We start from the raw sequence: 24,096 nt of genomic DNA on the forward strand, positions 1-24,096 counted from the left end.
GAAATCGTTGGAAAAATTGCTTGACGGGGCCGGAGAACGAGGATAAAGTTGCGGCCTCGTTGAGACAGGGAAACAAAAAGAATCCTTGTATATCAATGACTTAGAGAGATATTACTGATCTCGTTTGGAGATCCAGTATTTACTGAATACGTCTCTTTTACAGATGTTGAAAGTGAAGCCAATGAAAATTGGCAATGCCATGGACAGCGTGGCAGCACGAGGCCTAACAGGTAGCCGTGCAAAGTTTCTGTCCCCATCGTCTAGAGGCCTAGGACACCGCCCTTTCACGGCGGTAACAGGGGTTCGACTCCCCTTGGGGATGCCAATACGACCCGGTAGCAATGCTACCGGGTCAATTGCGGGAATAGCTCAGTTGGTAGAGCGCAACCTTGCCAAGGTTGAGGTCGCCGGTTCGAACCCGGTTTCCCGCTCCAAAAATAAAAAGCCGCTCAATCGAGCGGCTTTTTGTTTTTCCGATATAGTAATTCTTATCTTCTGCACGGTTACTTTTGCCCAGGACTCCTCCAAGTTCCGGTTCATCCCACCAAGTGACGTGTATGAAAAACCCTAGCTCCCCTCAGGTTGAAATTATTCGGGCAAGCGCGTTGAATAACGCTCCCCACTATAGGAGTGCAAGATGAGCGCTGCGCTATCGATCCATAACTTACAGAAAACCTACGACAATGGTTTCCAGGCCCTGAAAGGCATCAGTTTTGACGTGCAGCCGGGAGACTTCTTTGCGCTGCTGGGCCCCAATGGGGCGGGGAAGTCCACCACCATCGGTATCATCTGTTCCCTTGTGCGCAAAAGCGGTGGCTCAGTGTCGATTTTTGGTGAGGATATCGACGTCGATTTTGCTGCGGCCAAGCGCCTGTTAGGTGTTGTGCCACAAGAATTTAACTTCAGCCAGTTTGAGAAAGTGTTCGACATTGTCGTTACCCAGGGCGGTTTTTACGGTATGCCGCGCAAACTGGCTGAAGAACGCACTGAGAAATACCTGAAACAGTTGGGCCTGTGGGATAAACGCGCTACCCAGGCGCGCATGCTCTCCGGCGGTATGAAGCGCAGATTGATGATTGCCCGCGCGCTGATTCACGAACCGAAGTTGCTGATTCTGGATGAACCCACAGCCGGAGTGGATATAGAGCTGCGGCGTTCCATGTGGAGTTTCCTGGAAAAAATAAACCAGCAGGGCACCACAATTATCCTCACCACCCACTACCTGGAAGAAGCCGAGAGCCTCTGTCGCAATATAGCGATAATCGACAAGGGCACTATTGTCGAGAACACTTCGATAAAGTCACTGCTGAAAACCCTGAACCGGGAAACCTTTATCTTGGATTGCGCGGAATTTTTCACTGAGTGCCCGGACTTGTCCGGTTATGAAGGGCGTTTGCGGGACAATCACTCACTGGAAGTCACTATTGAAAAGGGGCAATCTCTGACCGAGGTGTTTGCGTCATTGCAGCGGCAGGGCATCACAGTTACCAGTATGCGAAATCGCGCTAATCGCTTGGAGGAATTGTTCCTGTCCATGTTGTCGGAAGAAAAAATGTCGGGGCTAGAAGAGTGAAGGGCAGATTAATCTGGATATCATTCAGCACTATTTACCGTCGGGAAGTCCGGCGCTTTATGCGTATATGGCCACAGACCCTGGTACCGCCGGTAATCACTATGTCACTGTACTTTGTGATCTTTGGCTCCCTGATTGGTCGGCGAATCGGTGATATGGGGGGGTATCCGTATATCGAGTTTGTTGTACCGGGTTTGATCATGATGTCGGTGATTACCAACTCCTATGCCAACGTAGTTTCGTCTTTTTACAGCGCTAAATTTCAGCGCAGTGTGGAGGAGCTTTTGGTCTCGCCAACGCCGAACTGGGTGATTATGGCGGGCTATGTTCTCGGTGGCGTGTCACGGGGATTAATGGTGGGGTTGATAGTGACTCTCGTAGCGATGTTTTTTACCTCGCTGACGGTAGAGCACGTCTTTGTCACGGTAGCGATTGTATTTTTGACGGCGGTGCTGTTTTCCCTGGCTGGGTTTATCAATGCTATTTTTGCCAATAGTTTTGATGCTATCTCTATTATTCCGACCTTTGTATTAACTCCCCTCACATACTTGGGAGGCGTGTTTTACTCTATCGACCTGCTGTCGCCTTTTTGGCAGGGGTTGTCGAAATTGAACCCAATTCTTTATATGGTGAACTCCTTCCGTTACGGCATTTTGGGTGTTTCCGATATTAATGTTGTCGGGGCATTTTTTGGCGTCCTGGTATTTATTGCGCTTTTGGCATCCTGGGCCATTTATCTGATGAGCCACGGTAAGCGACTGAGACATTGAGAAATTTATGACAAGAGAAGACTGGCAAAACCTGCCCCTGGGGCAGGAGACCACCTATGAATCCACTTACAACCCCGAGTTGCTCCATCCAATTCAACGCTCAGTATCCCGAGCCCAGTTGGGACTCTCTGCCGGCGCAATGCCTTTCTTTGGAGAGGATGAATGGTGGGGTTTTGAGCTTTCCTGGCTGAACCCCAGGGGCAAACCACAGGTGGCGGTGGCTCGTTTTAGTTTTCCTGCGGAAAGCCCCTGCATGGTGGAGTCAAAATCCTTCAAGTTGTATTTAAACTCTTTCAACCAGAGCAAGTTTGAATCCTGGAGATTGGTACAGGATGCCCTGGTGCGGGATCTCTCTGCAACGGCGGGGGCAAATGTCGGCGTTACCCTGATGGATGTGGAAGATGCAGCGCTGGCAGTTGAGAAGCCAGAGGGCTACTGTCTGGATCATCTCGATATAGAAGTGAATAATTACGAACCGGACCCCGCACTCCTCGCCCTCGAAGGCGGTGAGGAAGATGTGAGTGAGGTTCTTTATAGCCACTTGCTGCGCAGTAATTGTCCGGTAACGGGACAACCGGATTGGGCGACAGTAGTTGTGGACTATAAAGGGCCGGCACTAAAGCGAGAGGCACTGTTGGCTTATATTGTTTCCTTCCGCGAACACCAGGATTTTCACGAGCACTGTGTCGAGCGTATCTTTTGCGACTTGCAACAGTTGGCGGAATTTACCGAGTTAACTGTATGTGCCCGCTATACCCGTCGTGGCGGCTTGGATATTAATCCGCTGAGATCGACTCGCATTGAGAAACGTATGCCTTCGCGTTTTGCCCGTCAGTAACTTCCTTTCTTAAGTACCACCGGAGTCTCCGGTGGTACGGCCCTTCAATATCACTCTTTTCCTAAGGCCGACCTGGGTTGGCGCTGCGGTCTCTTAAGCTACGCTTTCCAGATAGGCCGGGGAAACCGACAGTGCAGTTGTGTTGGCCGCCCCACAGGAGGTGGAGTTGAGGCTGACAGATGGAGATTAATACGCAGTCCCCAGTAATTCCTGCCGTAGTAATCGGTTTTGCCCCACTTCTTTTTTCCCAATCCTCCACTGCAGAAGTTTATGTTAAAGCTGATGATCTGATACGGGTGATTGAGGCCCAGCAACAGCAGCTGGAAGAGCAGCAGGCTCAGATTCAGAAACAACAGGCAGACCTCGAAGCCCTGCGTCGGCAAATTGAGCAAATGCAACGGGCACCACCATCCCGACCGTCTCTGGAAGTAACTCCTATACAGCCCGTTGAAGCACCGGTGAGCAAGGAGGACATGAATGATTTACAGCGACAGATTGAGGAAATACGCCAGGAAGTTCCACCTGGTTCGCTGCCTCCGCCGCGGGCCCAGTCTGATCAGGCGGTACCTGACCCCAGTGACATCGAAGATGTGATTGCCAATGCGACAACGGAGTGGCCTGGCTCCATTCCTTTGTTGGGAAATACGATGAAAGCGAAGATCAGTGGCTTTGCGGACTTGGATGTCAATTATGATACCGACGCGATCATCAGCCCCGCACAATTTGTACCTGCCGATATTGTGACTTTCGATAAAACGGCAGCAGAGGGAGCGGACGGGCAGACAGAATTTACCGTGCAGACCTCCAGGTTGGTATTTGAGACCCTGCAGCACTGGGAGGGACGTGAATTTAAAACCCTGATTTCGATGGACTTCCTGCAGGACTCCAGTGTTACCACTCCCAACCCCCGTATGCGCAAAGCTTATGGAGAAGTGAGTAATGCGCTTTGGGGGGGCAGTATTCTTGTGGGGCAGCAGTGGTCAACATTCGCGAACTTGGAAGCGGTCCCCAATACCCTGGATTTCCAGGGGCCTAATTCGGCATTTGGCTTGCGCCATTCAATGGTCCGATGGATTAAGAGGTACGGGCCACAGTATTACTTTAAAGTGGCTATTGAAGCGCCGGATTCACAAATATTCGAGGATGCAACCGAGGTTGCCCGCTGGCCCGATGCGGTATTTGCGCTGGAGTCGGACTTGCCTAGGTCCCAGGTACAAGCGGGTTTGGTATTAAGGGATTTGCGTGCGAGTGGCGATCCGGATTCAGCCGTATCAACTACCGGCTGGGGATTAAATTTAAGCGGCACTTTCAATATGCCCGGCGTACTTTCCAAGGATGTTCTTTATTACTCTTTGTCCCTCGGTGCGGGATATAGCGGTCTACTTAATGACGCGCCACCAGATGCAGCTTATGATTTTTTTGATAACTCGGTAGAGGCACTAAACACTACAGCCTGGTATCTGGGGTACCAGCACTGGTGGACTCCTTGCCTATATACCGTAGCGACCTACGGCAGGGTAAGACAGGATAATCTGGACTTCCAACCCGGTGAGGCCTACAAAGCAACCCAATACCGCAGTATCAATATTGTCTGGTTACCTTTTCCCCGTTGGTTGACGGGAATCGAGGTGCTCTACGGCGCTCGCAAAGACAAAGATGGCGATAGGGGCTCTTTGGTGCGGACACAATTTACGACCCGAATGACGTTTTAAAAAAGTAAAGTGTTTAAACGAGGTGTTCAGGTATATGCGAGTCAAACGAGAGAAGGTATTTCAAGCACGAGTTATTCGGTTGTTATGCAGCCTTTCAGTGATTTCTCTTCTGCTCGGATGGACTTCAGCCAGTACCGTGGTTACGCGGGTATGGCAGTCCCCATATATTGGTATTCAAAGCTTAGGAAAAACCCTGGTACTCGCATATACCCTGGTACCGAGGCCGATAGTCGGTGGGCAGGTAGAAAGGGAGTGGGTCATGCAACTGCAGGATACGGGTATTGATGCGCATTCCTGGAGTGCTCTGGGGGCAATAACTGGTGTTCCCTCAATGGGGGAGATTGCACCCTTACTCCGGGAGAGAGGATTTGACACTTTATTGGTTACCCAATTGTTGGCATTAAAACGGATCAACCCGAATATCCGCAACTCCCAGGTTGCTGTTGTGGAGACACGCCTATATTCGGCGCCTAGTGACGAAGTTTATTGGTCGGTTCAGTCGGATACTTTTTTATACAAGTATTCAGGGGAGGAGCTGCGCCATCCCAATGAGAGAGATTTGCGTGAGTTTGTAGAGGTGATGATTCGCACTATGTCTGGCAATGGCGTTTTATAGCCGCTAATTTATCGTGATTTTTATCGAACCTTTCTCCAGGCCAATAAAACTGTTGTATTCAGCTATTCTGGTGAGACAAACCATTGATGGGCCTATCAAAGAGTGCGCGTTCAATGGTTCGAAAGGGAATTCAAAGCGTTAGCTGGAATAGATGCCGGCTAACTACTTTTGGCGGTAGGCTTTACCATGGATTGGAATCTAAAAGCCCCTGTGGTTTTTTGGCGTGCGTATCTAAGGTACTGGAGATGTGTTGATGTGCATGCTCCACGATTATTATTTATTCTGCCAGTTTTTCTCTCAATTTTATTAATCCCCTATTCAGCCAGTGCTTCTGAAACCTTTTTGATGCCGTTGGGACCAGTGGCAGAGGAGCAGAAAGTACACTTCTTTTGGGCTATGGCACTCACCATGGTCGCTGTTCTCCCGGTATTTATCCTGGTGCCAGTAATCCTCTTTAAATACCGAAGAAAAAAAGGTCATGGATTCTATGCGCCAAAATGGGAAACCTATGGCCCGCTCGAAGTAATTATGTGGGGTGTGCCATTCCTGGTCATAATTGTGCTGTCAGTGATGCTCTGGCGTGCAACGGCGAGGCTAGATCCCTACAAGGAAATACAGGGCGTTGTCCCCCCGGTAAAAGTGCAGGTGGTAGGGCTCGACTGGAAGTGGTTATTTATCTATCCGGAGCTGGATATTGCAACAGTCGGTGAATTGGTCGTACCAGTACACACTCCAGTCTCAATGATATTGACCAGTGATACGGTAATGCAGTCGTTCTTTATTTCTGCACTGGCTGGGCAGATTTATGTGATGCCGGGTATGACGACAAAGCTCAATTTTATCGGTACAAAAACCGGCGACACCAGAGGGGAGAATACCCAATACACCGGCAATGGTTTTGTCGACCAGAATTTTGCAGTCAAGGTTGTGACTGATGAGGACTTTGAAACCTGGGTAAAGCAAGTACGGACGGGTGGGATTGTCCTGAGTCCAGAAAATTATAACCGCCTGGCACAGCGAAATACCAAAAAACAAGCATACAAAGTCTTGGGAAATAGCAAGATGCCAGAAAATACACTGTATTTTAACTTGCCGGGCACAGACCTTTTTCACGAAATAGTAATGCGTTATCACTCCGGTAAACCGCTGAGCATAGAAGAGCAGCCCGGCACCCGAAAATTCGGCCGAGGCGAGGATGATGCCGAGGGAGCGCAGCCATGAACAATTTGGATTACGGTTGGCTGGGTAAGCTCAATTGGGATTCTCTGGTATTTAGCGGGTTTCTTGAGCGGCCCTCAGTCAGTGAGGCCGTTGCCAGTGTGGCGGGCTCGATAGTAATACTGGCAACAGTGGGAATCCTGTTTTTATTGACCTGGTTTAAAGTCTGGGGAACACTCTGGCGGGATTGGTTGACCAGCACTGATCACAAAAGAATCGGCATTATGTATATCGCTTTTGCGATCGTGATGTTGGTTCGAGGGTTGCTGGAGGGGATGGTAATGCGTGCTCAGCAAGCCGCCGCACCGGAAGGCTTCCTCTATGCAGATCACTTTGCCCAGTTGTTCAGTACACACGGCACCATAATGGTGTTTTTTGTGGCAGTTCCGTTTTTGGTGGGCCTTATTAATTTCGCTATGCCGCTGCAAATTGGTGCCCGTGATGTGGCCTTCCCGGTACTTAATCAAATCAGCCTGGCGGTGACAGTTTCCTCTGGTATTTTGTTGATGGTCTCTCTGGTGGTGGGGCAGTTTTCTACTGGGGGTTGGTCGGCTTATCCGCCTTATACGGGGGCGGATTTTAGCCCTGGGGTTGGGCCTGACTACTGGATATGGGCGATCGTATTTTCTGGGGCGGGGACGACATTAACGGGGATTAATTTCACCGTCACCGTGTATAAATGCCGTGGTCCAGGAATGCACCTATTCCGTATGCCACTGTTTTGTTGGACCGTACTCTGTGCCTCCATTCTAATGATTTTCGCAATGCCACCTCTTAGCGTTGCCGCCTTAATGTTGGGCTTGGATCGCTACCTGGATTTCCACTTCTTCACCAATGACCTCGGTGGAAATATGATGAACTATGCCAATTTGTTTTGGCTCTTTGGTCACCCTGAGGTCTATCTGTTGGTGTTGCCAGCCTATGGTATTTTTTCCGAGGTCTTTTCTACCTATTCGGCCAAAACCCTGTACGGCTATAAATCCCTGGTGATTGCCACCATGTGTATTGCGATCCTGTCCTTTACTGTGTGGTTACATCACTTTTTTACCATGGGGCAGAGTCCGACGATCAATATTGCCTTTGGTATAGCGACTATGCTGATCGCGGTGCCGACCGGGGTGAAAGTTTACGACTGGATGGCGACCATGTATCGCGGTCGAATACGCTTTACCACTCCAATGGTTTATGCCATCGGCTTTTTAATCCTGTTTGTGATTGGTGGCCTCTCCGGCGTTATCCTGGCTAACCCCACTGTCGATTTCCAGGTGCACAATACACTGTTCTTGGTGGCGCATTTCCACAATGTTCTGATTCCCGGCGTGCTGTTTGGAATTTTGGCAGGGTACAACTACTGGTTCCCCAAAGCATTTGGTTTCCGCCTTAATGATAAATGGGGTAAACGCTCAGCCTATCTCTGGTTTGCAGGATTTATGGTGACATTCTTCCCGCTCTATGGCGCCGGCTTATTGGGGATGCCAAGACGATCATTCAGCTATGCCGATCTCACATTCAAGCCTTATATGATCGTTGCTTTTATCGGCGCAATGATTGTTCTGGCGGCCTTAATTTCGCTGGTTATTCAATTTATCGTAAGTATCAGGGACCGAAAGAAAACCCAGGTTCCTGTGGGTGATCCTTGGGATGGACGCTCCCTGGAGTGGAACTCTCCCGCTCCAGTACCGGCGTATAACTTTGTTGAAATACCCAAGGTTACTGATCGGGATGCATTTACTGAGGCTAAGGAGCACGGTGAAGCCTATAAGCGGCCTAAAGCCTATCGAGACATAGAGCTCCCTAAAAATAACCCTCTCGGATTTATTTTGTGCGTTGTCAGTGGAATTTTGATGTTTGCCTTGGTTTGGTACATCTGGTGGCTTGCACTGATCTCCGCATTAACCATTTTGGTTGCAGTTATCGCGGCCACCTTCCGCAAAGAAACGGAATATATTATTCCTGCCAGTCAGTTAGAGAAGGATACGGAAGCTTGGTTGGCCTTGGTCGAGAAGAGCGAGGCAGTGAGCCGGGACCTGGAAGATTCCCCGCGAAATGTCGGCCTTGCGAAGCTGGAGATCTAAATGAATCCCGTCTCTTCACCGAAAAGCCCGGGCAGCATCAATCCCCACGAAGCCATCCACAGAGATCCCGATATGGTGATCTTTGGCTTCTGGGTCTTCATGATGAGCGACCTGATTTTCTTTGGGGTGGTATTTGCGATTTATATCACCATGGTGGGCGCTACCGCCGGAGGGCCGGGCCCGAAGGAGCTTTTTGATTTCGGCAGCTTGTTCGCCCAAACGATGCTTCTTCTAACCAGCAGCCTCACTGCGGGTATTGCGACAGTTATTGTTAAGCATGAACGCAGTCGCGCTGCCTTTCTATTTTGGGTGGTGATAACCCTGTTGCTGGGCATGGGTTTCCTGGCATTGGAACTGTACGACTTTGCCGGGATGGCCGAGAAGGGAGGGGTGCCACAGCGCAGTGGTTACCTGTCAGCCTTTTTTGGCTTAGTGCCCTTGCACGGTCTCCATGTCACTTTCGGTTGTCTGTGGATGATCGTTTTGATCGTTCAGGTTTTCACTATGGGATTGGGGGATGTCGTAAAGCTGCGCTTTCTGCGCCTGGCATTGTTCTGGCATTTCCTCGATTTGATTTGGATCGGAATTTTTTCCGTGGTTTATTTCGGTGGCTGGGTCTATGGCTAAAGAACCGACTTTTGCACAACACCTGCGGCTGTATATCACAGGTTATATCCTGTCTATTGTGCTCACTCTAGCGGCTTTTGCCGCAGTGCTGACGATCGGAAGGGAGAATAAAAGTGTTTTGATTCTGGTTGCGTTACTAGGGGTTGCGCAGCTGGTGGTGCAATTAAAATATTTCTTGAACGTAACGACCCAACGGGACCGGAGGGATAACCTGGCGTTAATCCTTTTCTCTAGCTTAATTCTTTTGATTATTGTGTTAGGTACAGTCTGGATTATGGGGAACCTGGCGGTGCGTATGCATACTACTATGTAGAATTTTACGCTTACGCACCTTTTATAAAATTAGATAATGACTTTGCTCTTCAGGTTGGATGCTGCTTTTTGTAGGGACTGTAAGACCTTTTCCTTATCGTAATTTCGGATTTTATCCAGGTCTAAATGCATTGAGAATCCGGGGGCATGCTCCTCCAGGTAACTCTGCTGGCCGCCCAGGTTCTTACGCAGATCAGTAACCTGGTAAACCTTCACCGGGGTACTAATACCTTTTACGGTGATATGCCCTTTGTCCCGGCACATTACCGTGTGTTTGATCATGGCCCAGGTCTCGTGGCTAATCAGGATTTCTCCCGGCTGGGCGGCGCCTTCCAATCGCGAAGCGAGGTTAACGTGGGTACCCATCACCGTGTAAGACTGGTAGTTAGCGGTACCAAAAATGCCGACAGTACAGTAGCCGGTATTAATACCCATACGAACCTGCAGGGGGCGCGAGATACCTTTGTTATACCATTCCTGCTTCATTTCACGTACGCGTTTACGCATCGCCAGGGCCATAGCTACGCAGCGCAGAGCGTCTGACTTTGGTCCTTTACTCTCATCGTCCCCAAAAACAACCATTACCGCATCGCCGATAAACTTATCGATAGTGCCGCCGTATTGCCCAGCGATGCGTGCCATTTCAGAGAGGTAATTATTGAGCAGCTGGGTAAAGGTCTCTGCCTCTAACTCCTCGGTGAGCTGGCTGAAGTCTTTGATGTCAGAAAAGAAAACGGTGAGGAGCTTTCGCTGGGTCACCAGAGCTTCTTCATCCCCGGTAGTGACAGAGCGCCACAGCTTTTGTGGCAGGTATTTGGAAAGCTTGTAGGAGCGAACCTTGCTAACGCGCTGCTCAACCATCAGGGAGTGATTGGCTTCCTTAAGCTGGCCAATCTGGCGGTGGGTAAAGAATGCATAGGCGCATAAATAGGCCAGAATACAGATCAGGCTTACGGTGCTGATAGTGAGGTCAGCGCTCACCAGTAGGGATGGTTCGTGCATCAGGTACCCGATAACGACCCCAACCAATAAGCCGGTATTGTGCTCAAACCAAGCGCGACCACCGCCGCCCCCAGTGAGGGCATTCAGCTGGACCATGGTAACCAGCAGCAGCGAGGGCAGCATGCTGAAGTCCGCCAGGGAGATGGTGATGCCGATCAGTACTGTATCCAGGAAAGAGAGGCAGCGGCGGGTTTTCAGTGCCTTTTTATCGCCAGTTTTGTAGAGGATAAATTGGGCGAGAGCGGTATAAGCAATGATAAAAAGAGCAGATCCGCTAATAACCAGCTTGTCTGATTGCCATGGCGCATCCCAATTCACCGCGTTTGCCAGGGTACCGGCAGCGGCAAATAAAATCAGGGTGCGAAAATAGGTGGAGTAGCGAGGGTTAACATTCCGCCCCGTGCTCTCCTCAAGCTGGTCCTGCATTTGTGTTGTTCTTTGTCCGTTTGAGCAGAAAGTGAACACCTTGCGCGTTGGCGATAGGGTGGCTCCGATTTCCCCATCCACCGTATAGCAACGCCGTGACTCCAGCAGCGCAGTTTACTCTTCCGAGGAACAGAATGCGAAAAAACTGTGCATGCAAGTGATATTTTTCTCGTTGTTGTTGCCAGTGATATTACCGCACCTCCAGCCTCAGAACCTCCCAATTTTCATGGCAGATTTGCAGTTTAGGCAGGGAGGGTACCTTAGGGCTTTGCGTATCAAGGTTTATATAGATAGCGACCACTGACTCTACAGCAGGCCAAGGATTATGACAGGGTGCTTTTCCGACATTATTAACCTAGATCAATCTGAGCTCAGGAATCCGAGCGACTTGTACCAGGTGAAGGGAAAAGGGGAGTGTCAGTAAAAGACAATTTTTCCTATGGCTGCTTTAAGGGGCTGGGTACCGGCCTCAGATAAAGCCGCGCTTATATTCACCTTTGAGTCAAGGGGTTACATAAGTTGTACAGCCCTTATATTGGAGAACCGAAGGGGCAGGGCCGGCCGGAAAACTAATGCTGGTCGGACTAATATAGAGCCTGGGTCAAACGACTCACAGAGTCTAGCCACCAAACCTGCGATAGCTGAGGGGCTCATTTGAGGGGGCAAATAGCCGTGGTGACTTGTAGCGGATAGTCTGAGCTCCCTCATGATGCCCCGTTTTAACAGCCAGAGAGACTTTTTTCGCATTAGTGCTTGCACAACAAGGAACATTTGGGTAAAGTGCGCGCTCTCTCGACGACACAGCAGCTATCTTCCTGATTTCCTTGAAGATTTCGCTGAAGAGAGAGACCGCTACAACGCGGAGAGCCCTCGCGAAGGGTGACAATTTGGTGAGGTGTCCGAGTGGTCGAAGGAGCACGCCTGGAAAGTGTGTATGTCGCAAGGCATCGAGGGTTCGAATCCCTCCCTCACCGCCATCTTCTAAAAGCCCGGCTTATGCCGGGCTTTTTTGTTTCTGCCTTTCGATTGGTTTCTCTATGTCTTTTTTGGCGGTTCTACTCGTCAGCCCAGGGATTTTTGGGCTTTGCTAAGGGGGGATCTCATCTTAGAAGGGTTTGCCAAATACTACTGCGTTTATAATTGATGAGCTGTTAGATTTAAGGGGGTGCACAAAGGCCTCTTTACTCATTCTGCTGTAGTATTTTATATAGATCCTCATTTTTGTTGCTATTATCCCTGCTGTCTAAATTGTGGGCTAAGTTAGTTTTGAGGGAATTTAAACTGTGCGTTAGCTCTTCTCCTTGCTTTTTCCCTGCAGCGCCATCGTCTACTTTTTAGGGTTAAAGTCATACATATTTATATTTTGGCTCTTATTGAGGCAAATTATCTAAATGAAATTTGTACCTGCTGAGTAAAAACTTCTTATTCAACAACCTTCTCTGCTTCCTATTTTTTCTTTCATTTAGAGTGGCTTGTTGGAAGTTTGTGCCGTCGGTCTATAAGTGAGAGTTACACTGCCGGTATCAATCAGCTATAACGCAACAAACAAACCCTGACAGGGACGGGCGCAAAGCTTTTTCCAAACATTGTTGGCAGTTTGGCGTTGGTGTGGGAGATACTTAGGGTGCCCTCCAATGGTTTATGTAGCCCCCCAGGGAAGCCGCTAGTAGCTGAGCATGAGCACTAAGAAAAAGGTAAGTACACATTCACCCCAGATTCCACTGGAATTTTCTTCGACATTTGGGTAAAGTGCGCACTCTCTCGACGATATAACAGCTATCCTATTGATTTACTTAAGGGTTTTGCTGGAAGGAGAGGCCGCTTTAAGGCGGAAGGCCCTCGTAGGGGGTGACAATTTGGTGAGGTGTCCGAGTGGTCGAAGGAGCACGCCTGGAAAGTGTGTATGTCGCAAGGCATCGAGGGTTCGAATCCCTCCCTCACCGCCATCTTCTAAAAGCCCGGCTTATGCCGGGCTTTTTTATTTCTGAAGCTTTTGTTCTTTAGTCTTGAGTATCAAAGACCTTAGCTGTCACTGCTTTCTCCTATAGACGGAGGAGGCTGCTAGGCAGAGACCCTATTTATTATCGCAATACTCATCAAAATTGCTGGGAGTGTTAGCAAAGCCAGCCTTCTCTGCAAGTTCCCATGGTCGTTCGCATTCTTTAGTTTTGCTACACCAAAGGTAGCCGGCTGAGTTTATACACCCGTGGGCATCCTTGTCTGAACCGACCGGTGTGATGGGTTTGGGATCCTCTGGAGTATCTGAGGAGCACCCCATTAGGGAGGCGACTAGAATAAAAGCGGCGGCTTCTTTGATTTTGAGCATTACAATCACCAGAAAGTTAAGGTTATTGTTAAGTATACGATTTAGTGCAGTACCCTTCACAAGCCGTGCCTAATTGTTACTTCAAGGCCAGTTCAAGTGGGTCTTTTAATATTATTATTAAGTTCGAAAGGGTATGGGGTTGATAAGCCCCTTCAGTCTAGTAGCTTATCTGCAAATCTGGCTATACTTAAAAATCACCCTCTCGATAACTCTCAAAAGTCCTGGTTACTTTAATATCCTGACTTAGGGCTGTGATATCTCTATCGCAGAAAAAATAAGTCCGTAAGTAGTAGCGGATTGCCTAAATTTACAGTATTTCATACTGACTTCACCATACTGGCAAGCAGCTTTTCACATGCTCTATAGAGAATAGGTTCTAGCTCTTTTGCTCCAAAAACAGGCCTATATCTGAGCATCCCTCTTAGGCTGAATACTCCTGAAAAATATTCTCTCCATGGCATTTTCTCTCGAGCCCTATAAGAGGAGTGTGTTTTATTGGAGTCGGCGTAATAGAGTCGATCTGCGACTTCAATCTTTGGCCGCCAGAATACAGGCATTGCACCAAATTCTCCAAAGTATGCGGTGTCAAACTCACCCCCTCTTACTTTTAAGACTACAACCTCTAGTGCTAAATCATTGGATTTAGGTTCTATTCGACTCGATATATGTGGTAAGGAGAAAATTTCTACCAGCCTATGACGAATGCCCGCCTCTAAATCTTCGCCCTTAAAAGCCCCCCAAGCACCAATCTTGCTAAATTCATTCTGTGAGACGGCAATCATTTTATCCAGATAGACTCGTGGTTTACTCTTTTTAAATAACTTTGAGAACATTCTTACTGTAGCCAGATATAGGTTTTGTGAGGATGGGTACAAGGGTTAGTGCTGAAGGTATCGTGTGAAACCGACATCCTATTAGACATGGAATGATAGGTTTTCTGTCTATATTTTGCACTACTGTTAATGGCTAAATTGTATCTCCCATGGGCAAAGAGCCAAATAGATATTGCTTGCCGGGAACCATCTTTTCTCTGCCGCCCATGATGACCGGTTGTAGCATGAGCTTGAATGAATGATGGTAATAAACTAAAGGTATAGTGTTCTTGGGGGATTAGTTACCTATTAGTTTTGGTAACTCTCTCATCGCTTGAAAGGACACTACACCAACGGTATTAGATTCCTCGTTAAGACGATTAAAAAAGTAAGTTTTCATGCCTGCTTCTATACCAGCCTGAACTCCCACTGGTCCATCATCTATAACGGAGCAGTTCTCAGGATGGTAGCCCATACTTTTTGCGGCATGTAGGTATATGCCTGGATCAGGCTTCCATATGCCTACTTCATATGAACTGAATAAATTATTTCCGAAATACTTAGATAGCCCACATATATCTAATGCATGCTTGATTTTTTGCAGGGGGCCGCTAGATACTACCGCTTTCTCACCATCAAGTGCCTCAAGAGCGTCTGCTACACCTTCAACAGGTTTTAACTCTCTGATAAAGAGTTTTGTGACTATATCGCGATAAGCTGCAACAAAATTGCTTTTCAGTTTGATATTATTCTCTTCTTCTAATAGGGATAGAATGCTTGCCAGTTTCCAACCCCGAAATCTTATGACCAGTTCATCAGCATCTAGTTTTATTCTGTAATTTTCGAACATCATAGCTAAGCCAATACTGGAGAGATGCTCGCTATCAACTAAGGTGCCGTCGTTATCAAAAAGTAGGCATTTGCTCACGGACGAAGCTCCTATTGATTTCTTTTATGTTACGCTATTTTTCCCATAGTGAGTTTATATAAATGATATATAAAGCCGCCGCCGCAATAGGCATGAAGTGCCACCAATAAGAGGAGGCGTCCCCTCCATGGTTGTATTGGTATATAACAATACCGGCGGCAAGTATGCTAATTGAGGGTAGTAAGTATAGGGAAGCCGCAAGTATCACTGATGATAGTTTTGATAAATTTCCTCTATTAGCTACGCCACCTCCAGCGAATGCGGCCATCATAAAAAGGAATCCGCAAAAAGACAATTGAAGAAATGAGCCTACAATAACCCAAGTTAAAGACATGTTGATCCGTTTCCTTTGTATAATTTACTCTAAAATCCTGCCGTGATAACTGACCCTGGTGAGGGTATTGCTGCTTTTTCTTTTTTGTGGCTTATTATTCTAATTATATGATTTATTGCGGGGTCTTCTCCTGCGAAATACTCTTCAGATGAGAGTGTTGCGGGAACATGTGGTGCAATCCAGATACGATGATCTTCGGCCTTTGAGGCCTGATGATATTGAGATGAAATAATTCCCCAGACACCGCTGTAAGGAAGTTTAAACCATCCCGCTTCACCTAAATGGTTGGGTCTGCTCCCACTTGGTTCACCGACAATGATGATGTCAGTCAAGCGATCGAGGTCTGCAAGTAACAAATGTGCAGCGGAGAAGGTATTCCGTCCAATAATCACAAATAGATTATTCTCTTCGCTATTTTCTGAAAAATGAATTAACGATCTTGTTAAGGGAGGGATAATAGAACCATTGCCGCCGCTGTTGTGACGCAAATCTAGAACAAGATTTTTGACTTTTCTACCCTTGGTGAATGCTGTGATCTTTTTGCTGAATACGTCCAGTGGGTGTGACTTATCTTGTGCGACCCTATTAAATTGTAAATATAGGAGATCATTGTCAGAATTGTATTCAAGCCAATAGTTTTCTTTCTTGTTCCTTAGGTAAAGTAAGTTGTCCCTATTATTAGGTGCGGGTAAGGTTGGAAAACCTGTAAAGTTGAAAGGTTTTCCTGATAGAACTACTTGCTCTTTGGCTCCTGATTTTTCTTCCAAAGTTAGTGGGATCTTCGATGCACTTTCTACTATGCCTAAACCCTCGAGAACCTCCGGTAAGGCCAGATAGTAAGGCCCCAGCCAGTATTGTTGCATTTCGTTATCGCGGGCATTTACAGTGGCAATCTTTTTCATTACTGCATCTATCGGCTGGTTGGCTACAGAAAGGAGTTTTTTCCCTACAAGATGCTTATATTCGGTATCGGCGCCTACAATGAATATCCCATCATTAAACCAATAGAGCTGGATTGGTAACTTGCTGAATGAGCCATTCCTAGAGTGGGTTGGGACAATAAAGTTGTGTCCATTCCCTAAGCTGGCAAGTAGCGCCATCATTCTAAATACGATTTGTTGGTCGGTTAAGTGGGGGATTTCTGTTTTAATTTCGTTTATGTGTAATGCTAGATCTTCCTTTGATGAGTGATGGTAGGGGTTAACATGTAGGCGTAATATTTCATCAGCTAGGAAGTTTAAATCTGTCATCCAGCGTTCATCTCTCGATAAATTTTCCAGCTGGCTTTCCCCTGAAAGCTCCTTATACATGTCGTCTTGAGATATGTGTTGAAAATCGCTGCTGCCAATGAGACTTTTCCGGTCATCCCATCTGGAGTCGAGTGCTTTTTGAATCCAGCCCAGTGCTTGGTCTTTCTCTTTCATTTTGGAATGACATTGTGCAATTTTAATCATTATATCGTTAGAGGGGGATGAAGCTGATCTTATCCCCGACATGATTGTCCCTAGTTCTAGGGTTCGTTTGAGTGAGGGAATTGCTTTGTTACATTGGTTCGTCTTGATGTATCCATGCCCGAGTAAAAACCAAGTGTCTCCATCATCTTTATATTGGGCGGTTAGTTTTTCGAGCAAGGGAATAGCTTTTTCCCAGTCATCGGTTTTTGCAAAACTTACTGCTTGTTCTCGCTCTATCCAATATTCGGAGCCGCTAGAGGGAAAGGACTGGGAGGGCATTTGACCAATAGCACTGTTGGTCATAAGGTCTGCCTTTGAAACGGCTACTACAGGTGATGGGGTCAAGAAAAATCCGAGTACTGAAAGGGCCAAAAAAATTTTCATACTTGTTTGTGCTTATTCTTTTACGATTGAGATTCTTAGAGGTAAGCTTGAATCGGGCATGCCTGAAGTGACATTAAATTTAATGCAAGTAATCGCTTTACTGTTTTTGTTAATGAGGGGCTCACTCCCTGCTCGTAAAGGCGAGTTTGAGCCCTAAAGCTGCGAAGCTACCAGCAAAGACTCGTTGGATAATAATACTAATTTTTTCTGAGTGAATAACATAATTTCGAATGACTGTTGCTAGTAAGCCATAAACAATGAAAACCAGAAAGGTCATAGCCATGAAGGCAAGTCCAAGAATCAACATACTATCTACGGGGCTCTGTATTTGAGAGGGAATAAACTGGGGTAAGAATGCCAGGAAGAAGATGGTTAGCTTTGGGTTTAAGATATTAATCATAAATCCCTTGAAAGCAATTGAAGTTAAACTCTGTTTCTTTTGATTTTCTTCTAGAGTCAGGGAACTGCTGGATTTAAGCATTGACCAAGCTAAGTACAATAAGTATACAACTCCTGCATATTTTACAAACTGGAATGCTAATGCACTGGTATGAATAATTACGGACAGCCCCATGATGCAAGCAAGGATAGAGGGGATGATGCCTAGCGTACAACCTAACGCTGCAGAAATACTTGCTCTTTTACCCATGAATAGCCCCGCAGCAACTGTATATAGAACTCCCGTTCCCGGTATCAACACAACGATAAAAGAGGTAATCAAAAACTCAATGCTTATCATAAGGACAAGTCCTGACATGAAATTATAGATTTAAATACTGGATTTAGGGATAACCCTTTTGAATGGTGGCCTCTCAATCTTCTTCAATTTTTAAGCTTACACTAGCTATTGGTGTTCCTGGGGGAAGGCCGCTGAGTTGCTCATGTATCTGTCCTAACAGATCTAGATGGACTTCCCAAGATATAGATTGATAATTTTCTGTAATGTACTCCCCGCCCATTATCGGTGGTTGGATTGGTGAATAGCAACAACCTTGAGTTAATGGTTGCTCCACTAACTCAAGTAATAATCTATATTTAAACCAGTGGCCCGGAATATCTTTCATTGCTGCCATCATCTCTCGGAATGCATTCCAGGATTTAGCGGCAAGTTCCATTTCTCCTGTGCCAGTATCTAGGAAATAGACACGTTCCTTGTTCAGTAGGCCTTCCTTCCTTTTGAAGAATAAATCCCCCATGGAGGTCAGAAGACACATGGAGGCCTTTTTGCCAACTAGCCATCTCCAGCATTCAAGGGCATCTCTTTTTCCTAGATCAGTAACTGGAGCAAAAATATCTACTTCATTATCCATAATGTATTTCTATATGCCTGCGGTAAAATTGCCCAAAACTCATGATTGTTCTTAATCCAAGCCTCTGTCACACATCCATGGCGCTACGTCAAGATTTTTGTGGAGACAGCAGTTCGCTTGCAGATTGAGCGGAGCCGAACTCTTGTTGGCCCTTTCTCCAGAAATAAATGCTGATACAAAAAATAACTACAGGTAAAACCATACCAAATTCATTGAGATACCAACCTGAATCTGTGCTTTGTAGGGTCAATGGATTGAAGAATTTTTGAATAAATGCATTGTGGCTCATGTGGAAAATAACGGCAGGCCAAACACTGTTAGTCTTTAATCTTACGTAAGTCATGATGACTGACATTGACATTAAGCCTAGCGTAAAGAAAAACAACTGATAGCTGAGAGGGGCTGTTTCATTCCCGTAGACACCTGCTACCATCATGGGCCAATGCCAGGCGGCCCATATAAACCCAGAGGTTAGTGCGATCCCTGAGAAGGACATAAGCTTTGAGAGCTCAGGTACAAGCAATCCACGCCATCCAATCTCCTCTCCTAAAACTCCAGGCAGTATCAATATAAAGCTGATACTCGCAGTAATTAAGAATCTAAAGAGGATTACACTGGTATCACTCCAGCCATCTACTTTATACCCTTCTCTTAGTGCCGTAACGTATTCTGAGTTATACCACTCCCCGAAACCTAAGATCCACATAATGAGGTAGGCAGCTGCTACATAGCCCAAGGGTACCAAATAGCTTAACCACTGATATTTCCAGCTTCCCCAAGACCATCCTAAGGAGCCCAGGCTCTTCTTGAATATCAAGCATGTTGTGACCGTGGCAAGCCCAACAGAAAGCATTAAGGGTACTGCGCTTTCCATGTGAAAAATTAGCCAGTATCCGATAGGGTAGAGGCTCGCTGTGAGAATTAAAAAAACAACGATAATTTTGATCGAACTCAGCGATTCTTTCATCTAGATCGTTAACTCCGTGTTATCTTGAAAATGGCTAATCTGTAGTATGTCTATGTGCGAAATAGGATATTTTTTGTACTGTTAATGAGTGGGGATTACAAGAGGCGTAAGGTTTTGAAGGTTGCCCTGCAGAGTACTGTTATTGAGGTAAGGTAAAATTTACATTTTCTGAATCATATTTTCTAAATGTGGGAGGAATAGCCTATTAACTGTCTCTCGAATTAATGTTCCTTGGATTTTTTACTGAGCTATTCGATTATAGTGAATTCGATCAGTTTTTCCTTACTTTTACCTAAGCGGTTTTGATCTTACCAGACGGGTCATTGTATTTTCTTGTAGATTCGTTCAATGACATTCTGTATGGGATGTTTAGAGTTGTTAAAACAAGTGTATTCGCCTCAGGTAAGTATTTTGTATTTGATAGAAGTTAGGCCATGACTGTAGCCGCTAGGTTAATAACTGCTAACCGAAGTAGTTGAGGTGCTATATGTGGTTGAATGCCTGTACACTTGTACAATGAAGGGGCTACGTCCTCCTTTCTATAGCTTAATGTTGTTAAGTAACCTAGAGGGTAAGACATCGCTCGGAAAGTGACGTATAGGTAGTGTCCGGCGATTTAGTTATTGAGCCGTTTAATGTGAAGCGCTGTGCTGCTCCTGAGTTATAAAAGGGCATTGGTTAATGTTGTTTCCACTCTATGGTATCGCCTAAATTTTGTTTTATGTTTTCAAACATTGCGACTCTGCTAGAGTTGGGGAATTTTTGGATAAAGAAGTCGATTTGCTGTTTTGCTTTGGGGATGTCTTGGCGATAGATATGCAAGAATACATAACCAGATTCGACCTCACTGTTAAGATTGGGACTAAAATGTTCTTTTAGTATGGATAAGCTTAGCTCTGCTTTGTCTAAGTATGCGGGGTCAATTGACAGGTAGAAATAGGATGCTGAAAAGTTGCACATCACGGACTTTTTAAAAGTGTGAAGACACGCACTTAGGTTATTGAATGCTTTTTCCGCGCTACCCTCTACATCCATGTTGTGGCCCTGTCGGTAAAGTTCTGATAGCAGGTAAAGCGACTCTTCTGAGCCATTATGTACTGTGTAAAAAGCTTCTGCTTCGGAAACTAATACAAGCCATTTTCGATAGATCAACTCTCTTTCTTTATCATTTGTAAAACTGGGTGGGTATCCACCAATAAACTGATTGAGTTTTAATATATTCTGTCTAATCTCCGAAAAGGACATCGTGGGTGAATCTATTACTGGGGGATTTAGTTCAAATATCCGTTCTTGGAGTGTGGTGCCAGGGATGTTGACTTGAGATGAAGCGTTGGCAGAAAGAAGTGTGATGAAAATTAGTGCTAAAGATAACTTCATTATTCTGCCTCTTATATCCTTGCTGTAATGGTTCTCGACCTTTAAGTAGTATAGGGGATAGCTATTGTTACTACATACCGATTTCTTAACCATCTAAATTTTTTCAGTCGTATATTAGCTTAATGATATTCATTCGTTGGAGTGGGTGGATACAGCACACTTGTACCGATTTGTGCTCATGTCAAAGTGGATTGGCTTCTTGACGGAGCTCAAAGCTATAATCAAAATGCTCCCCCAGCAGTAATTAGCCGCAGTTTAGCTTTATGCGACTCAAGTCTTTATTAATAGTGTCCATGCTGACCCTCAGCGGGTGTTATGAAGTAACCCCTCAATCTTATGATCGCAGTGAGTGGTTGCCACGGTGGTCTGATGTCGATGGTGATTGCCAGAATACTCGCCAGGAGCTATTGATCCGTCTCTCTTTGGCTCCTGTTGCCTTCAGCAATGAGAAGAGCTGTACAGTGGTTACAGGCCTGTGGATGGACCCCTATACGGGACAGTTTTTTGAAAAAGCTTCGGATCTGGATGTGGAGCATATAGTACCGCTATCTTGGGCTCATAAGTACGGTGGTGCTAGCTGGAGCCGGGAGCAGCGCGAAGCTTTTGCAGAAGACCCTGCAAATTTGTGGCTGGTTGATGATGGCCACAATCGCAGTAAGGGAGATAAAGGGCCCGATCAGTGGCTGCCGCCCTATAAGCCAGCCCAAGCCATTTATATTCGTCAGTTTGAGGTTGTGGCCCGTAAGTATCGGCTTGGCGACTGAATACGACACTCTAACGTTAGAACTGACATTGAGCTGATTTTTAAGTAAATCGGCTCCTGATGGAAATCACTGATCTCCGGATTATTTAGATCCTTCACTCCTTGCTCCCCATCCTATTATCTCCTTCGGGTTAGTTGGCAATAGTGATATTTAGCTATCCACCTAACCTACATGTTCTGGTATGAACGCTAGTCAGAAATGGCATTAATGTACACTTCGGTTAAAGCACTGTGATTTTCTTCTGTTGCTGAATATTCATTTCTGCGATTACTTGCCGCTTAGATAGGGTGGGGTGTTACGAATTTGGCTTCCTTGGGTTACATAATTGAAGCGATATTTACGGGCATTGAATTGAGTTAAAAGATGATAGGGGAGAGCTATGGATAGAGTTGCGGGTATGTCAGCGTTTGGCATGGGGTTAATTTATATTAGTGCTTTTGTATTCTTTGGTGCTTTTTGGTCTTTTCCATCGGATGGGAGCCCCATAGAAAAAATGACGTTCTTGGCAGAAAATCAACTGATTTTTAATATTGCCTATACCCTAATGTACTTGGTCTTTGCGATATTACTGGGCTGTGTGGTAGTTAGCTTATATGAAAAGCTAAAAAGTAAGAGGAGGGAGATTGCTGCATTGGCATCCTTGTTTGGAGCAGTCTGGGTGGGCCTTGTCATAGCGAGCGGTATGATCGCAAATATAGGGCTCGCCTATGCTTTGGGGCTTATGGAGGTCAGTGTTCAGAAGGCTTTCGATACCTGGGGAATAATATACTTGATGGTTGAAAGTCTTGGTGGTGGCAATGAGTTGGTGGGTGGACTTTGGGTTCTGCTAATTAGCATTGCTGCATTGCAAATTGGACTTTTTTCTCGGCCATTAAACTTTATCGGAGTGCTAGTGGGAGTGGCGGGAATTGCGACTATCTATCCGGACGATATCTTTACAGAAATATTCGGAATTTCCCAAATAGTCTGGTTTATTTGGCTAGGTTTCTCTTTGCTAAGGCTGGGTAGGCACAGTCAAAAATGGGAGGCAGCAAACTCTATTCCGAGCGCTAATAGCTAAAGGTGTATATAGGTAAAGCCTGCTTCTTCACATGGAATGCGTCTGGACAATAAAGTTTGTATGCAAGTGGGTAAGAAAGTGTTTTTGATTTTCCCCAAAAAATGAAAAATGCGTCTATCCTTTCAATGGGCCAAGCATTCGTTGATTCAGTGTCTTGGCTTGCGTTTCCGCTGTCGTAAGGCTGGTGAATCTGGGGCTATTCCTTGCCTCGCTGTTTGTTGCAGTCATTTTAGTGACTTGCCGGCCAGTCCTCCCCGGCCCGCGGGTAGCGAGCGGATTGCACATTACCTGCAATTGATTCACGGGGTGATAACCCTGGATATTTTGGAGATCTAATTGTGAAAAGTAAGCAGTTCATTCTTCCTTTGGTAATTGCCAGTCTTGCTGCTTCTGCTGCCTTCGCGGATAACCATCCCAAGAAGCCGGCGAAAGACTGGACCTGTGCGGATTTCCTGGCTATCGACGATGAGTTCAAGCCTAAAGCAGTTTATTGGGCTGCCGCCTACGCCAAGAAAGGCACGGAAGAGGGGGATATGCTGGATATTGAAGGCACAGAAAAAGTGACGCCGATGGTGATTACCGCCTGCACCAAAGCGCCAAAAGAATCTTTCTGGGCTAAGTTCAAAGATGAGTGGCACAAGGTGGGGATGCACCACAAGAAGGACAAAGCTGAAAAGCAGATGATGAAGATGCAGAAAAAAATGCAGGATGGCACTCAGATGAACAATAGTAATGGTGGCAGTGGCACAAACGGGACTAACCAGTAGGCGCTGTTCGTCAATACTTGCATTGCTATTGTTCTGGGCCCGGCTTGTGCCGGGCTTTGTCTATCCTGAGATGGAGATTCACCAGCGAAATGGTTTCGGTTAGTATTTATGGTGAATGGACGAAAAGTAGGCAAATGGATTTGTGATATGGGAAAGACTGTAAGAAACGAAGCCAGGCGCGGGAGAACAATTAGCCGCTCTACCAGGCTCTTCTGGGGTGGGGTGCTGTTGGCTGGGTTATTCCTGGCGTTGTTTATGCATTCGGCAAAGGCAGGCGTTTGCTAATTTGCCTTGATATGTATGGCGCCCCCGGGTGGACTCGAACCACCAGTCCGGACTTAGGAGGTCCGTGGTTTATCCTGTTAACCGACGGGGGCGGGTGTCAGCACTGCTGAAGAGCGGCGCTATTCTAGCCTGTGGAAAGCCCTGTGTCATGTCATGCTT

Annotated in this window: 21 protein-coding genes and 5 tRNA genes; 16 read left to right on the forward strand and 10 right to left on the reverse strand. The window is 46.4% G+C overall.

Annotation, left to right across the window (positions count from 1 at the left end; genetic code table 11):
* Window positions 1-249: 249 nt before the first annotated feature.
* The 11 genes from ACJJIM_RS05235 to cyoD all read left to right on the forward strand — a co-directional run bounded on the left by ACJJIM_RS05235 (window position 250) and on the right by cyoD (window position 9,742).
* Window positions 250-325, forward strand: a tRNA-Glu gene (locus ACJJIM_RS05235).
* Window positions 326-358: 33 nt separating this feature from the next.
* Window positions 359-434: transfer RNA gene (locus tag ACJJIM_RS05240), tRNA-Gly, on the forward strand.
* A gap of 203 nt (window positions 435-637) precedes the next feature.
* The gene (locus ACJJIM_RS05245) at window positions 638-1,573 is read left to right on the forward strand and encodes an ABC transporter ATP-binding protein (RefSeq protein ID WP_282933543.1); all 936 of its coding nucleotides are present in this window, start codon (window positions 638-640) and stop codon (window positions 1,571-1,573) included.
* Window positions 1,570-2,343: an ABC transporter permease gene (locus tag ACJJIM_RS05250; RefSeq protein WP_444912599.1), complete on the forward strand. Its 774-nt coding sequence runs from the start codon at window positions 1,570-1,572 to the stop codon at window positions 2,341-2,343. Before ACJJIM_RS05245 ends, ACJJIM_RS05250 begins: the two co-directional genes overlap by 4 nt.
* Window positions 2,344-2,350: 7 nt before the next feature.
* Window positions 2,351-3,181 (forward strand): NADPH-dependent 7-cyano-7-deazaguanine reductase QueF, encoded by an 831-nt coding sequence (queF, locus tag ACJJIM_RS05255; RefSeq protein ID WP_444912600.1) that lies wholly within the window; start codon window positions 2,351-2,353, stop codon window positions 3,179-3,181.
* A gap of 179 nt (window positions 3,182-3,360) precedes the next feature.
* Entirely contained in the window at window positions 3,361-4,893 is a 1,533-nt protein-coding gene (locus tag ACJJIM_RS05260) for a DcaP family trimeric outer membrane transporter (RefSeq protein WP_444912601.1), read from the forward strand.
* Window positions 4,894-4,927: 34 nt separating this feature from the next.
* Window positions 4,928-5,509 carry a hypothetical protein gene (locus tag ACJJIM_RS05265; protein ID WP_282933540.1) on the forward strand — a complete coding sequence of 194 codons (582 nt, stop codon included), beginning with the start codon at window positions 4,928-4,930 and terminating at the stop codon, window positions 5,507-5,509.
* Window positions 5,510-5,764: 255 nt separating this feature from the next.
* Window positions 5,765-6,730, forward strand: a complete 966-nt coding sequence (locus ACJJIM_RS05270; RefSeq protein ID WP_444912602.1) for a cytochrome c oxidase subunit II — start codon at window positions 5,765-5,767, stop codon at window positions 6,728-6,730.
* A complete protein-coding gene (locus ACJJIM_RS05275) occupies window positions 6,727-8,802 on the forward strand; it encodes a cbb3-type cytochrome c oxidase subunit I (protein ID WP_444894404.1) in 2,076 nt (691 codons plus the stop codon). Before ACJJIM_RS05270 ends, ACJJIM_RS05275 begins: the two co-directional genes overlap by 4 nt.
* Window positions 8,803-9,429 (forward strand): cytochrome c oxidase subunit 3, encoded by a 627-nt coding sequence (locus ACJJIM_RS05280; RefSeq protein ID WP_444894403.1) that lies wholly within the window; start codon window positions 8,803-8,805, stop codon window positions 9,427-9,429. It abuts the gene before it with no gap.
* Complete coding sequence (cyoD, locus tag ACJJIM_RS05285) at window positions 9,422-9,742, forward strand: cytochrome o ubiquinol oxidase subunit IV (RefSeq protein WP_444912603.1); 321 nt, start codon at window positions 9,422-9,424, stop codon at window positions 9,740-9,742. The genes ACJJIM_RS05280 and cyoD overlap by 8 nt, the downstream gene beginning before the upstream one ends.
* A gap of 29 nt (window positions 9,743-9,771) precedes the next feature.
* Here the strand turns inward: cyoD and ACJJIM_RS05290 are convergent, their stop codons facing one another.
* Window positions 9,772-11,169, reverse strand: a complete 1,398-nt coding sequence (locus ACJJIM_RS05290; RefSeq protein WP_413665091.1) for an adenylate/guanylate cyclase domain-containing protein — start codon at window positions 11,167-11,169, stop codon at window positions 9,772-9,774.
* A gap of 889 nt (window positions 11,170-12,058) precedes the next feature.
* Here ACJJIM_RS05290 and ACJJIM_RS05295 point away from each other — a divergent pair.
* Window positions 12,059-12,146 (forward strand) — tRNA-Ser (locus ACJJIM_RS05295).
* Window positions 12,147-13,027: 881 nt separating this feature from the next.
* Window positions 13,028-13,115: transfer RNA gene (locus ACJJIM_RS05300), tRNA-Ser, on the forward strand.
* 697 nt (window positions 13,116-13,812) lie between these two features.
* Here the strand turns inward: ACJJIM_RS05300 and ACJJIM_RS05305 are convergent.
* From ACJJIM_RS05305 to ACJJIM_RS05340, 8 genes are all read right to left on the reverse strand, one after another.
* Window positions 13,813-14,328, reverse strand: a complete 516-nt coding sequence (locus ACJJIM_RS05305) for a hypothetical protein (RefSeq protein WP_444912604.1) — start codon at window positions 14,326-14,328, stop codon at window positions 13,813-13,815.
* Window positions 14,329-14,605: 277 nt separating this feature from the next.
* A complete protein-coding gene (locus ACJJIM_RS05310) occupies window positions 14,606-15,235 on the reverse strand; it encodes an HAD-IA family hydrolase (protein ID WP_413665094.1) in 630 nt (209 codons plus the stop codon).
* A gap of 34 nt (window positions 15,236-15,269) precedes the next feature.
* Window positions 15,270-15,569, reverse strand: a complete 300-nt coding sequence (locus ACJJIM_RS05315) for a hypothetical protein (RefSeq protein WP_444912605.1) — start codon at window positions 15,567-15,569, stop codon at window positions 15,270-15,272.
* 29 nt (window positions 15,570-15,598) lie between these two features.
* The gene (locus ACJJIM_RS05320; RefSeq protein ID WP_413665095.1) at window positions 15,599-17,407 is read right to left on the reverse strand and encodes a hypothetical protein; all 1,809 of its coding nucleotides are present in this window, start codon (window positions 17,405-17,407) and stop codon (window positions 15,599-15,601) included.
* A gap of 121 nt (window positions 17,408-17,528) precedes the next feature.
* Window positions 17,529-18,146: a LysE family translocator gene (locus ACJJIM_RS05325; protein ID WP_444912606.1), complete on the reverse strand. Its 618-nt coding sequence runs from the start codon at window positions 18,144-18,146 to the stop codon at window positions 17,529-17,531.
* A gap of 73 nt (window positions 18,147-18,219) precedes the next feature.
* Window positions 18,220-18,717: a T6SS immunity protein Tdi1 domain-containing protein gene (locus ACJJIM_RS05330; RefSeq protein WP_444905829.1), complete on the reverse strand. Its 498-nt coding sequence runs from the start codon at window positions 18,715-18,717 to the stop codon at window positions 18,220-18,222.
* An 88-nt stretch (window positions 18,718-18,805) separates the two neighbouring features.
* On the reverse strand, window positions 18,806-19,684 hold the full coding sequence (locus tag ACJJIM_RS05335) for a CPBP family intramembrane glutamic endopeptidase (protein WP_444912607.1): 879 nt from the start codon (window positions 19,682-19,684) through the stop codon (window positions 18,806-18,808).
* A 678-nt stretch (window positions 19,685-20,362) separates the two neighbouring features.
* The gene (locus ACJJIM_RS05340) at window positions 20,363-21,061 is read right to left on the reverse strand and encodes a hypothetical protein (protein ID WP_444905826.1); all 699 of its coding nucleotides are present in this window, start codon (window positions 21,059-21,061) and stop codon (window positions 20,363-20,365) included.
* Window positions 21,062-21,324: 263 nt separating this feature from the next.
* On the opposite strand from ACJJIM_RS05340, the gene ACJJIM_RS05345 reads away from it, so the two are divergent.
* From ACJJIM_RS05345 to hdeA, 3 genes are all read left to right on the forward strand, one after another.
* Window positions 21,325-21,825, forward strand: a complete 501-nt coding sequence (locus tag ACJJIM_RS05345) for an HNH endonuclease family protein (RefSeq protein ID WP_444896639.1) — start codon at window positions 21,325-21,327, stop codon at window positions 21,823-21,825.
* A gap of 379 nt (window positions 21,826-22,204) precedes the next feature.
* Window positions 22,205-22,885, forward strand: coding sequence for a hypothetical protein (locus tag ACJJIM_RS05350; RefSeq protein ID WP_444912608.1), 681 nt, complete (start codon window positions 22,205-22,207; stop codon window positions 22,883-22,885).
* Between the two features lie 338 nt (window positions 22,886-23,223).
* Window positions 23,224-23,652 carry an acid-activated periplasmic chaperone HdeA gene (gene hdeA / locus ACJJIM_RS05355; protein ID WP_282933522.1) on the forward strand — a complete coding sequence of 143 codons (429 nt, stop codon included), beginning with the start codon at window positions 23,224-23,226 and terminating at the stop codon, window positions 23,650-23,652.
* Window positions 23,653-23,953: 301 nt separating this feature from the next.
* Here the strand turns inward: hdeA and ACJJIM_RS05360 are convergent.
* Window positions 23,954-24,029: transfer RNA gene (locus ACJJIM_RS05360), tRNA-Arg, on the reverse strand.
* Window positions 24,030-24,096 lie beyond the last annotated feature (67 nt).

It is taken from the genome of Microbulbifer maximicatervae (SeqCode) (genome assembly GCF_052467615.1).